The 12,590-nt window shown below is 37.9% G+C and carries 13 protein-coding genes; 5 read left to right on the top strand and 8 right to left on the bottom strand.

Going from position 1 to position 12,590, the window contains the following annotated elements:
* Positions 1 to 15: 15 nt before the first annotated feature.
* A complete protein-coding gene (gene nox / locus CC204_RS17130; protein ID WP_088271285.1) occupies positions 16 to 1,353 on the bottom strand; it encodes a H2O-forming NADH oxidase in 1,338 nt (445 codons plus the stop codon).
* 358 nt (positions 1,354 to 1,711) lie between these two features.
* Here nox and CC204_RS17125 point away from each other — a divergent pair, with 358 nt between their 5' ends.
* Positions 1,712 to 2,215, top strand: coding sequence for a cupin domain-containing protein (locus CC204_RS17125; RefSeq protein ID WP_088271284.1), 504 nt, complete (start codon positions 1,712 to 1,714; stop codon positions 2,213 to 2,215).
* Between the two features lie 123 nt (positions 2,216 to 2,338).
* On the opposite strand, the gene CC204_RS17120 is transcribed toward CC204_RS17125, so the two are convergent.
* Together CC204_RS17120 and CC204_RS17115 are read right to left on the bottom strand one after the other, a co-directional pair.
* Entirely contained in the window at positions 2,339 to 2,992 is a 654-nt protein-coding gene (locus CC204_RS17120) for an HAD family hydrolase (protein WP_088271283.1), read from the bottom strand.
* A 16-nt stretch (positions 2,993 to 3,008) separates the two neighbouring features.
* Complete coding sequence (locus CC204_RS17115) at positions 3,009 to 3,878, bottom strand: SPFH domain-containing protein (protein WP_088271750.1); 870 nt, start codon at positions 3,876 to 3,878, stop codon at positions 3,009 to 3,011.
* Between the two features lie 162 nt (positions 3,879 to 4,040).
* Between CC204_RS17115 and CC204_RS17110 the strand changes: the two genes are divergently transcribed.
* The gene (locus CC204_RS17110) at positions 4,041 to 5,012 is read left to right on the top strand and encodes a ring-cleaving dioxygenase (protein WP_088271282.1); all 972 of its coding nucleotides are present in this window, start codon (positions 4,041 to 4,043) and stop codon (positions 5,010 to 5,012) included.
* Between the two features lie 21 nt (positions 5,013 to 5,033).
* The gene (locus CC204_RS17105) at positions 5,034 to 5,654 is read left to right on the top strand and encodes a flavin reductase family protein (RefSeq protein ID WP_088271281.1); all 621 of its coding nucleotides are present in this window, start codon (positions 5,034 to 5,036) and stop codon (positions 5,652 to 5,654) included.
* 200 nt (positions 5,655 to 5,854) lie between these two features.
* On the opposite strand, the gene CC204_RS17100 is transcribed toward CC204_RS17105, so the two are convergent.
* From CC204_RS17100 to CC204_RS17080, 5 genes are all read right to left on the bottom strand, one after another.
* Entirely contained in the window at positions 5,855 to 6,208 is a 354-nt protein-coding gene (locus CC204_RS17100; protein ID WP_088271280.1) for an iron-sulfur cluster biosynthesis family protein, read from the bottom strand.
* Positions 6,209 to 6,241: 33 nt separating this feature from the next.
* Positions 6,242 to 7,387: a non-hydrolyzing UDP-N-acetylglucosamine 2-epimerase gene (wecB, locus tag CC204_RS17095; RefSeq protein ID WP_088271279.1), complete on the bottom strand. Its 1,146-nt coding sequence runs from the start codon at positions 7,385 to 7,387 to the stop codon at positions 6,242 to 6,244.
* A gap of 15 nt (positions 7,388 to 7,402) precedes the next feature.
* On the bottom strand, positions 7,403 to 7,894 hold the full coding sequence (locus tag CC204_RS17090; RefSeq protein ID WP_088271278.1) for a gamma carbonic anhydrase family protein: 492 nt from the start codon (positions 7,892 to 7,894) through the stop codon (positions 7,403 to 7,405).
* 116 nt (positions 7,895 to 8,010) lie between these two features.
* Positions 8,011 to 9,777, bottom strand: a complete 1,767-nt coding sequence (gene efrB / locus CC204_RS17085) for a multidrug efflux ABC transporter subunit EfrB (RefSeq protein ID WP_088271277.1) — start codon at positions 9,775 to 9,777, stop codon at positions 8,011 to 8,013.
* A complete protein-coding gene (locus tag CC204_RS17080; RefSeq protein ID WP_088271276.1) occupies positions 9,774 to 11,504 on the bottom strand; it encodes an ABC transporter ATP-binding protein in 1,731 nt (576 codons plus the stop codon). The genes efrB and CC204_RS17080 overlap by 4 nt, the downstream gene beginning before the upstream one ends.
* Positions 11,505 to 11,695: 191 nt before the next feature.
* Here CC204_RS17080 and CC204_RS17075 point away from each other — a divergent pair, with 191 nt between their 5' ends.
* Together CC204_RS17075 and CC204_RS17070 are read left to right on the top strand one after the other, a co-directional pair.
* Entirely contained in the window at positions 11,696 to 12,088 is a 393-nt protein-coding gene (locus CC204_RS17075; protein WP_088271275.1) for a YbaN family protein, read from the top strand.
* A 288-nt stretch (positions 12,089 to 12,376) separates the two neighbouring features.
* Positions 12,377 to 12,589, top strand: coding sequence for a DNA-directed RNA polymerase subunit epsilon (locus CC204_RS17070; protein ID WP_010770914.1), 213 nt, complete (start codon positions 12,377 to 12,379; stop codon positions 12,587 to 12,589).
* Position 12,590 lies beyond the last annotated feature (1 nt).

Raw genomic sequence — 12,590 nt, 5'->3', positions numbered from 1 at the left:
TACTTGATCAAACAATTACTCAGCGCTAAGAGCCGCCATCGTAATGTAGTTGTATGGTTGATTAAAATGCGGTAAGAAAAAGATATCTAATAGTTTTAATTTATCGATAGTCACTTTTTCTTCGATCGCCAAGGAGAACATATGAATGCCCATTGAGATATCTTCGTAAGAGGCCATTTGAGCACCAACGATTCTACGTGACTCTTCTTCATAAACGATTCTGATTTTCACAGAGTTGTTTTCTTTCATGAAGCCTGGTTTTTGCAAATCTTCAAATTCTGTATGTTTGACTTTCAAACCTAGTTTTTCTGATTCCTGTACAGTCAAACCAGTCGAAACCATATGATAGCCAAAAATAGAAATCCCATTTGAGCCTTGAACACCGATGGATTCAAGCGCTGTTCCGCCAACATTATGTGCAGCAACGATCCCTGAACGGACAGCATTTGTTGCTAGTGCAATATATGTTGTTTGCTGAACGGCATTAGAGAAGATCGTTGAACAATCACCTACGGCATAAACATCAGGGTCACTTGTTTGTTGGTGAAGGTCCACCAGATACGCGCCATTAGCAAACAATTCCAAATGATCTTTACCTAATCCATTATTTGGTCTAAATCCAATTGCATTGATCACTAGATCAACAGCGTATTCTCCTTTGTCTGTCACAAGTGTTTCGACCTGCTCACTACCTTTGTATTCTTTTGCCAGCTCATTATAATGAAGTTCGATTCCGTTATCTGCCAACACTTTATCCATGTCGTCTGTAAACCACTGATCATAGTAATTTGGTAAACATCTTTCAGCTGCATCAAATAATAAGACATTTTTCCCACGGCGTTTCGCTGCTTCGGCGATTTCAACTCCGATGTAGCCTGCACCGATCACTGCCACTGTTTTGACTTCTGCTTTAGCCATTGCGGCATCCACGGTTTGTCCATCTTGGAAAAGTTTCAGGAATTCTACATTTTTTAACTCTCTTCCAGGAATGTCTGGATTGATCGGTGCTGAACCAGTTGCTAAAATCAATTTATCATAGGATTCTGTTAGTTCTGTTCCATCGTGTTTTTTACAATAAACGACTTTTTTGTCAAAATCGATCCGCTCAACCGTTGTTTCCATATAGATTTTAGCGCCTTTTGCTTCAAAAGCTTCTTTATTCGTATAAAAAAGATTTTCGTATGATTCAATTTGACGACCGACCCAAAGCGCTGTCCCGCACCCTAAATAGCTGAGATTTGTATTTCGATCGATCATAACAACTTCTTGATCTGGGTAATTATCCAACAATGTGTTTGCTGCAGCGATACCTGCGTGATTTGTACCGACAATAACTGTTTTTAATTTGCTCATAAGACTCTCCTTTAAATGTGATTTATTGAACTTAATTATAACCGAAGAAAAGGCTTTCTTTTTTCAATTTATCAGCGTTTGGCTAAAATATTTGAGAATATTTAATTTTTTTCATCAAAAGCTCAGAATTTGAGCCTAATTTATAAATAAATATCGTTATAATAGAAGCAGGTGGAATACAAGAAATGGCTATTCACGCGGAAACTATGTTGATTTCTTTATCACTAAATATTTGCATTACTTAAAAAAAGGAAGCGAAGCACTACTTTCAAGCAACCGTACGGTGGTGTTTCATGATAAGATTGAATAATCAATCATTTTATAAAATTTGATAAAAAAGAAAGCTGGAGGTATTTTTATGAAAAAAGATCAACAGTATTGGATCGAACAGCTACAATTAGAACCTCACTCAGAAGGGGGGTATTTCAAACAAGTATTGCGCAGTGATCAGTCACTACAAACTTCTGAAAGAGTAGCTAGACCCTATTATACAAGTATTTATTTTCTTTTAACGAATGAAAATCCTTCACATTTCCATCGGTTGAAATCTGATGAAATCTGGTACTATCACGCGGGTTCATCCCTCAGTATCCACTTACTTCACCCCGATGGTCATTATGAAGTCATTCATTTAGGGGATAATCTGGAAAAAGGAGAGGTGTTACAAGCTGTCGTTCCTAAAAATGTGATTTTCGGTTCAACGGTTGACACTGATCAAGCGTTTGCCTTAGTTAGTTGTATGGTCTCACCTGGATTTGATTATCAGGACTTTGAATTGTTTACAAAAAAGCAGCTCCTCTCTTCATATCCAGAGCACAAAAAGATCATTGACCGTCTAGCTTATGATCATTTACCTGATTAGAAAAAAAGAAGAGCTTGAGATATAACTTTCCTAGTTATATTTCAGGCTCTTCATAACTGAATAAACGGCTGAAGCAGAAGCAATCCTTTCGGAGATAAGTTTCTGTCCCAGCCTCTTCTTTTTCTATTTTTCTAAAATAATGTTTGCTATTTCTTTCGGATTTTTTGCAAGGTGATCCGCTCCTGCAATTGTTAATTCCTCATGATCTCCAAATCCGTATAACACACCTAAGCTGTCCAGCTGATTCTCTTTAGCCCCAATGATATCGTGACTACGATCGCCGATCATCACTGTTTTTTCTAATGAAGTAATCTTTGCGGACGATAATGCATAACGTATTACGTCCCCTTTTTTTGAGCGATTGCCATCCAAGCTCGCACCATATATGCCAGCAAAATAAGCATCTAAATCGAAATGAGCTAAAATTTGTTTGGCATAAACTTCTGGTTTCGATGTAGCAATATACAGCTGGCAACCAGCTGACTTCAATTCATTCAGTAATTCTGTTATGCCATCATACACATGATTTTCATACATTCCCCTGATCTGATAATTTTCGCGATAGTAACTCACCGCCTGCTCAATAGCTGGCTCATCCAAAGAAAAAAGCTTGCGAAACGATTCATTTAATGGCGGTCCAATAAATGAATAGAGTTGCTCCTTATTAGGAATAGGTAACTTCATTTTTTCTAATGCATAGCTCACAGAATTTATGATTCCTTCACCTGAATCTGTGATCGTTCCATCTAAATCAAATAAAATCGTCGTATACTTCATAAAAAACTCACTTTCTTTAGCGCTCAGTCACATCGCCTGTATTAATGACAGGTTGTGTGCCTTTATCGGTAATGATTGAAACTAATAAATTATTGATCAATTGAACCTTACGATCATCGGTAAAATTAATTTCTTGTCCATCTTCAATTTGCTCTAAGGCCATCTGTGTCATAGATACTGCACCTTCAACAATAATTTGACGTGCGGATAAAATCGCTTTGGCTTGTTGTCTTTGCAGCATAGCACTAGCGATCTCAGTCGCATATGCCAAATGATTCAAGCGTGTTTCAATGATCTCTACTCCTGCAACAGCCAAACGCTCTTGCAATTCTTTGGCTAGCTCTTCTGAGACTTCATTAGTATTTCCTCTTAAGGTCAAGTCATCGTCGTTAAATGTATCATACGGATATTGTGTAGCAATGTGACGGATCGCTGTTTCACTCTGAATTTCCACAAAATCCTGATAACGGTCTACATCAAACAATGCTTTCGCTGTATCAACGACTTTGAAAACAATGACTGCAGAAATCTCAACTGGATTGCCATCTGAATCATTGACTTTCAGCAAAGAACTATTAAAATTTCTGACCTTCAATGAAACATTGATTTTTTGAGTTAAAGGAGTCGTCACAAATAAACCATTTTCCTTGATTGTTCCTAAATACTGTCCAAAAAATAAAATGGCTTTGGCTTGATTCGGGCTGACGATCGTCAACGAGCTTAAGAATAATCCGGAAATAACCCACAAAACAATACTGACTGTGATCATTGCAATACTTTCATCTGTTACCCCAAAATAAAAACAATAACCGCCAATCACAATCAATATGATCAAAACAACTAAAGCGATGTATCCATTGATATGAAACGTTTTTTTCTCTTCCATTTTTTTCCCTACTTTCGCTAATAGAATGATTATTCTCATCTTACTCTTCTTTCAACATTCTATCAATAGTTAGGGAAAGTCAAAGTAGTTGATAAATCAACTATTTTACTGTATACTTACTTTTAGTAAGTTCATTATTTAAAACATTTGGAGGTTTCTATTATGAATACAACGATCAAGGGCATTCACCATGTTACAGCAATGACATCTAGTGCAGAAAAGATTTATGAATTTTTTACCGATATCTTAGGTTTACGTTTGATCAAAAAGACCGTCAATCAAGATGATATTCAAACCTATCATTTATTTTTTGCAGATGATTTAGGCTCTGCCGGTACGGATATGACTTTTTTTGATTTTCCTGGTTTGCCTAAGGGAACAAAGGGAACGAACACTATTTCTCGTACCTCTTTTCGTGTAAAAAGCGATACTTCTTTAAACTACTGGGTCGATCGTTTTAATAAATATGGCATCGATCACGGTCCAATTCAAGAACGTTTCGGAAAAAAATATCTTGAATTTGAAGATTTCGATAATCAACGTTATCAACTAATTTCAGATGAACAGAACCATGGTGTTGCTGCCAGTGTTCCCTGGAAAAAAGCGAATGTTCCAGCTGAGCATGCGTTGATCGGCTTAGGTCCAGTTTTTGTGACTGTAACAAATTTTGAGCATATGCAGTTGGTATTATCTGATGTACTGGATTTTAAGTTAGTCGATGCGGAAGGAAGTTTTCACTTATTTGAAGTAGGAGAAGGCGGAAATGGTGCCAGCATCATCGTCGAACATCGTGAAGATCTTCCAGAAGCACAAGAAGGCTTTGGAAATGTGCATCATTTAGCACTACGTGTGGAAGATGAGGATGCCTTACGCTTTTGGATCGATAAAATCGCTAAACTACGCTTCCCTAATTCTGGCTTTGTTGAACGTTTCTATTTTAAATCTGACTACTTCAGAGCAGCACCGCATATCTTGTTTGAATTAGCGACTGACGGTCCTGGTTTCTTAGAAGATGAAACGTATGAAGCCGCTGGAGAGAAATTATCATTACCACCATTTTTAGAAGGAAAACGATCAGAAATCGAAGCAGATGTTCGACCCTTTGACACTTCTGATGCCAACAACCAACGTTAAATATAAGAACGGAGAAAAATAATGCTGCATTATTCAACAGAGAATTTATCACAAAAACAGAGTTACAAATTCTTATCGGGCAGTATCATTCCCCGCCCAATTGCGTGGGTAACATCTATGAATCATGAGTCTCGGGTGATCAATGCTGCACCTTTTAGTTTTTTCAATGCTGCAGCCTCTGAAATTCCCTTAGCAACGTTATCTATTCTTAGACAAAACAAAGAGATGAAAGATACTGCTCGAAATATTCTGGATACAAAAGAGCTAGTCATTCATTTAATCAACGATTCACACGTTGAACAAATGAATCAAACCTCTGCTCCACTGCCATCTGAACAAAGTGAAATCACTCTGAATCAGATCGAAACAGTCCAAAGTCGTTCTGTTAAGGTCCCAGGGATTAAAGCTGCTCCGCTTCGAATGGAGGCTCGGCTGCATCAATATGTTCCTATCAAAAATCAACAAGAGCAGATCATTACGGATTTGTTTATCGTTGAGATCACTGACTTTTATTTCGATGAAGAGATTTTTGATCAAGAGAATGAATATATTTTACCTGAAAAATTTAATCCGCTTGCTCGACTAGCAGGTGCAACCTTTGCTCATATTGATGGACTATTTGATTTAAAAAGACCGAATTAAAGAGGTTGAGTAGTTGAAGTGAAAAAGGACTGGTTCGTAACTCATAGAGTTATGTCCCAGTCCTTTTTAAAACGCATAAACGTTGGAAACAGAGGTATTCAACTCCGAGAAATTACTGAATAACCTAACTTTCGACCACCATTTATTACCTTTTGGAGTGCGAAATAAAACTGATTTTTCGTTTTGTTTCGCACTCTTTTTCATTCTCCTCTTAAATCCACGATCGGAACATTTCCATCTAAAACCCCACTAGAACTGTTTAGCTTTAGAACCTGCAACCGAGGATCAACTGCTAATGTCATTTCCTTATCCAAATACCGATGTGAGTAATCCTTGATGTAAATTGTTCCTAAATCAGATTCTACTGCGGCGTTAAAATCTGAGCGATCCTGCGCTTGATCCAGTAATAAAATCCGAAAGCTTGTATCTAAGGAACAAACGCCCATCTTTGAGTATTTTCCTACACCATCATCCAAATCCAAAACAATCACTGCTTGATCTTTCGTATACGGCATCAACTTTTGTTTCGCTTCTTCACTAATATTCAAGTACATATAGATCACTCCTACTCTATTATTTAACTATTTTTAAGATTGAAAAGCAGAGGGGGCCTTTTGTGTTTGCTGGAACTCATACGCGATCGCTTCAAGAATTCGCTGACTTGCATTACCATCACCATAAGGATTCTCGGCATGAGCCATTTCCTTATAGGCCATTTCATTCGTCAATAGCTCAGTGACTGTATGATAGACGATTTTTTGATCTGTTCCTACCAGTTTTAATGTCCCAGCTTTGACGCCTTCCGGACGCTCTGTTGTATCTCTTAAGACCAACACGGGAACACCTAAAGATGGTGCTTCTTCTTGAACACCGCCGGAATCTGTCAAAATCAAGTAGCTTCGTGCAGCAAGATTTTGGAAGTCGACGACATCCAGTGGTTCGATCAAGTGAACCCGGTCTAACCCAGCTAAATAAGTTTCAGCAATCTCACGGACTTTCGGGTTTTTGTGCATCGGGAAAACCACGTCGATATCAGGATTTTCTTCAATTAACTGACGAACCGCTTTAAATACCTGCTCCATCGGTCTCCCTAAATTCTCACGTCTGTGCATCGTCATTAAAATCAAACGCTGATTTTCTCCGACTGTTTCCAAAACCTCATTCTGATAATCGTCAGTGATTGTGTAAGCCATAGCATCGATTGCTGTATTTCCTGTGATATAAATATGCTCTTCTGGATGATTCTCTTTTAATAAGTTTTCTTTACTTTCCATTGTGGGCGCAAAATAGATATCAGTCAAATCATCTACAAGCTGACGATTCAATTCTTCTGGAAATGGAGAATATTTTTCCCACGTACGTAATCCTGCTTCGACATGTCCGATCGTGATCTGATGATAAAAAGCAGATAAAGCAGCCGCAAATGATGTCGTTGTATCACCATGAACCAATACAATATCTGGTTTTTCCGCCTGTAAGACGGCTGTTAAATTAGTCAGTACCTGGCTTGTGATATCAGCGAGTGTTTGTCCAGCTTTCATGATATCTAAATCATGATCCGGTGTGATCTGAAAATCTGCCAGGACTTGATCCAGCATTTGTCGGTGCTGGGCAGAAACAGTCACTACAGACTCAAATTGTTCTGGATGCTGTTCTAGTTCTTTGATAAGCGGCGCCATTTTAATAGCCTCTGGTCTAGTACCGAATACGGTCATTACTTTGATTTTTTTCATCTGCGATTCATCCTTTCATGTTAAACGGGGATATTTTTCTTCAAGAAATTCTTTTGAGCGTTCGATATAATGTTGAGCATTTTCTTTATTTTTACGAATTTCTTCTCTCGTCAGTGGTCGTATCACTCTGGCTGGACGTCCAAATGCTAGTACATTTTCTGGAATTTCGACTTTTTCTGTGACTAGAGAACCTGCCCCAATCAAACTATTTTTACCTATTTTTGCATGATTTAAAATCGTTGACCCCATACCGATCAACGCGCCGTCTTCAATGGTACAGCCGTGGAGCATACAGTGATGTCCAATCGTTACATTCTTGCCGATACTAACTGATGCATCCAAGTCGACATGAATGATCGTGCCATCTTGAACGTTACTTCCTGTATCGATCTTAATAATATTATTATCTCCTCTTAGTACCGCTTGAAACCAAATACTAACATCTTTGGCTAATTCCACATTTCCATATACGTCAGCACTTGGTGCAATAAAATACTCTTTTGTCATCTGATCCACCTCTTCTATTCTCTTTAGTATAACAAATTTTATGAAATAGTAAGATCAATATGTTCCTTCAAATTACGAAAAAAAAGGACATCAAAATTGATGTCCTTTTGTAGATACTAATCGTAATCGCCGTCTTCAGCGAACTGACTGTTATAAAGTTTTTCATAAAAACCGCCTTGTTCAAGCAATTCATTATGTGTGCCTTTTTCAATGATTTCTCCTTGATTCATCACAAGGATCAAATCCGCTTCTCGAATCGTTGAAAGACGGTGAGCAATCACAAAGCTTGTGCGCCCTTCCATTACGCGATCCATCGCTTTTTGGATCAGCGCTTCTAAACGAGTATCGACAGAACTTGTCGCTTCATCTAAAATCAAGATTTTCGGATCAGAAATCACGGCTCTGGCAATCGTTAGTAATTGTTTTTGACCTAAGGAAACATTATCGCCTTCAGAATTGATTTCCATATCATAACCATCCGGCATCGTACGGATAAAATGATCGACATTCGCTGTTTTGGCTGCATCGACGATTTCATAATCCGTTGCATCCAATTTACCAAAACGAATATTATCCGCGATCGTTCCTTCGTATAGCCAAGCATCTTGTAAAACCATGCCGAAAACAGAGCGAACATCACTTCGATTCATGGTTTTCGTATCGATCCCGTCAACTTTGATGGCTCCTTCATTTACATCGTAAAAACGCATCAATAAATTGATCAAGGTTGTTTTACCTGCTCCAGTAGGTCCGACAATCGCCACTGTTTGACCAGCTTTTACTTCAAAATTCAAGTTTCTGATCAACGGTTTTTCAGGATCATAGCTAAAGCTGACATTTTCAAACTGAACAGAACCATGTAGTTCCGCTGGTAAAGGAACATCTTGTTCATTCAATTCTTCTTCCGGCTCGTCTAAAATTTCAAAAACTCGTGTTGTCGCTGCCGAAGCACTTTGCAAAGCAGCGGATAATTGGGTAATGTTCCCCATCGGCTGACTTACTTGCCAAATATATTGAATAAAGGCTTGTAATTGACCCACAACGATCACACCAGTAATAACGTAGTAACTTCCTAAAACAGCCATACCGATATACGTTCCATAAGCAGTCATCTGCACAAGGGGCAACATCAATCCAGAAATAAACGATGCTTTAAACCCAAAATTATTTAAATTATGGTTGACCTTTTTAAAGCCATTCAATGTTTCCTTTTCACGACCATACAATTTCAATACACTAAAACCTGTCATATTCTCTTGAACATATCCGTTCAAATCACCAAGTGCATTTTGCATCCCTTGGAAATATTTTTGAGAGAAGCTAACGATGGTTTTTGAAATAAACAGTGATAACGGGATCATCACAAGAGAAATCACTGCCATCAACCAATTGATATAAAACATCATTGCGATCGCCATCACGATCCCCAATACGGCAGATACAATATTGATAAAACTTTGCTGCATCGCGTTACTTACTGCATCTACGTCATTGGTCACACGAGATAAAATATTTCCTTGCTGATTCTTATCAAAATAAGATACAGGCAAACGATTGATTTTTTCATCGATATCGGTACGTAGATCACGCATCGAATGCTGAACCACGGATGCCATCAAATACCCTGATAAAAATTGTGCCGCACAATAACCGATCCCAACAATCAAAATCCAAATCAGGCATTGGATGATATATGGATAATTCAGCCCTTCACCGGCTGCTACATTTTTACTGATTTCTGTGATCGGCAAACCAGAGACATAAGGCATCGCCGCATTAAAAGCAACTGTCAGAATCGTAAAAATAATCACTAAGATAAATGTCCCCTTGTAAGGATTGACGTATCTACCTAAACGTTTTATAGAAGAGAATGCGTTTTTCATGCTAATTCCTCCTCTGACAATTGAGAAGCCGCAATATCATAATAGATTGGGCAATTCTCAAGTAATTCACGGTGCGTACCGATACCGACTACGTCACCTTCATTTAAAACGATGATTTTATCAGCATGCATAATCGTGCCCACACGCTGTGCAACGATCAAGACTGTCGATTCTTTTGTTTCTTTTTTCAATCGTGCTCTTAAATTAGCATCAGTCTGATAATCCAATGCAGAAAAACTATCATCGAAAATATAGACTTCCGGACGACGAATCACAGCCCTAGCAATCGCTAAACGTTGTTTTTGTCCTCCAGAAAAGTTTGTTCCGCCTTCTGAAAGCAGTTCGTCATAACCATCTGGTTTTTGTGAAATAAATTCTGAAGCTTGAGCAATATCCGCTGCCAGCTCCATTTCTTCTAATGTTGCATCTTCTTTTCCGTAGCGCATATTTTCTGCGATCGTTCCAGTAAAGAGTAAGGCCTTTTGCGGAATATAACCAATTTTGTTTCGTAAAGCACTTAACTTATACTCACGTACATCGATACCATCAAGTAAGACTTGACCTTCTGACACGTCATAAAAGCGCGGGATCAGCTGGATCAATGTTGATTTCCCGCTCCCAGTACTTCCAATAAAGGCAACTGTTTCACCCGGTGACGCTTTAAAGCTCACATTGCGGATCACAGGACTTTCAGAATGACCCGGATAAGCAAAGGTTACATTTTTAAACTCTAAGTAGCCTTTCGTTTCTGTTTCTGTCACTCCTGCTTCATTTTCGCGAATCACAGGCTCCATATCAAATGCTTCTTGAATCCGACGAGCTGAAACAGCTGCTCTCGGATACATCATGAAGACACTTGCAAATAACATAAATGAGAACAACGCATGGAATATATACTCGATAAAAGCAATCAAATCCCCAACTAGCAGACTGCCATGATCGATTTGAAGCGCACCATTCCAAATAATCAATACCATCACGATATTGAATAAGAAAAAGAAGCCCGGTTGTGCTGCCGCCATCAAACGGAACAAGCTTTTTGAACTTTTCGTATACTCTTCATTGACTTTGCTAAACCGACTTTCCTCAAATTTTTCATTGACAAAAGCTCGAATCACGCGCAAGCCAGAAAGGTTTTCTCGTAAAATACCGTTGATTCCATCTAGATTTTTTTGTTGCTTATTGGATAATGGTTCAGAGACTTTAGCAATCAAAACAACCGCGATTAAAAGAAATGGCAAAGCCCCCAATACAAACCAGCCTAAAGACGGACTCGTACGCACCACCATAAACAAACTAACAAAAAACATCATCGGTGTCATAAATCCGATACGTAAAATATTCCCCATAAACAACATGATTTGATACGCATCATTCGTTGTTCTTGTAATCAATGAGGAAACACCGATCGTTTCATATTCACGATGAGAAAAAGTCTGTACCTTTTCAAATAAATCATCGCGAATATCCCGAACGATATTCGTCGTTATCCGTGCACCAAAATATCCCAGCATGATATTCATCGCTACCCCAATAACAGTGATCACAATCATCAATATTCCCTGCTGCTTTACATAATCATAATCGTTATTTTTAATACCAACATCGATCATACGTGCTAAAATCGTTGGTAACCCAAGCTCTATCAAAATAAATCCAAACACACAAATGAAATCTAAAAACAATAGCTTCTTGTATCTCATCGTGTAACGCCACATCAATTTCAATCAATCATCTCCTCTGTCATTTTTTGATCCAGTACTCCCACTATAGCATAAGTATAAGGGGTAGGTAAATTATATTTAAGCGAAATTTCCACTTGATTTATATGAAGGAAAAACAGAAGAGCTTCTGCTGTGGTATAATGGTGATTCCTTAATTTTTAGACTATCTATATGAAAGCGATGGACATATATAAATGAAAAAAATTCTTTATATTTCTTTAGGCAGTTTGACTTTTGTTTTAGGTACATTAGGTATTTTTTTACCTATTTTGCCCACAACTGTTTTTTATCTGCTGACAGCCTTTTTCTGGATGCGTAGTTCGGAAAGATTATATGCAAAATTTATCGGATCCAATCATTATCAAAAGTATATTCAAGAGTCGATCGTGGAAAAGAAAATCACTCCTATGGGACGGGTAAAATTATTCACTACCTTATTTATTGTTTTTGCGATCCCTTGCTTGATCGTACGCAACCCGTTTATGACGATGACTTTGACCTTCGTTTATGTGGCCCACTTGATTGCACTCAATCTATACTTCAATAAAAAGAACGGCAAAGAAGCAGAAAAGTCCGAACGATCCTAAGTTTTTCTTTAAAGTCATAAGTCTGTTTCTATACTTATTTATTATTCTGTGATAAAATACTTATTAATTGTTGTTCAGTACAACACAACGGACGGTTGAAAGAAAGATAATTTCCATAAAGTAAGAGCAATGAAGCAAAGTCGAGGCTTCATTTCATCATCAACGAATGTTTTTGATGGCAATTGTTTTTTAAGGTGGTCAGCCACCTCGTTTTGTTGTGTTCAAAATTACTGTAAAAAATAAGACATACATAATCAACTGCTGCGGCAGATAAAGGAGAAGATACTTATGATCTATAAAGTTTATTACCAAGAGACAAAAACACGCAACCCAAAAAGAGAAGATACAAAATCAATCTATGTTGAGGCTGAAAATGATGTTATCGTACGCCAACAAGTAGAAGAAAATACCCCATACAATATTGAGTACATCCAAGCACTTGATGAAAATCATTTAGCTTATGAACAAGAGCATGCGGAATTCTCATTAACGGAGTTTTAAT

This window comes from Enterococcus wangshanyuanii, assembly GCF_002197645.1.
In the GTDB taxonomy this organism is placed as follows: Bacteria; Bacillota; Bacilli; order Lactobacillales; family Enterococcaceae; genus Enterococcus_L; species Enterococcus_L wangshanyuanii.
Note: the sequence above shows the minus strand (reverse complement) of the source record. Positions and strands in the feature narration are given on the sequence as shown.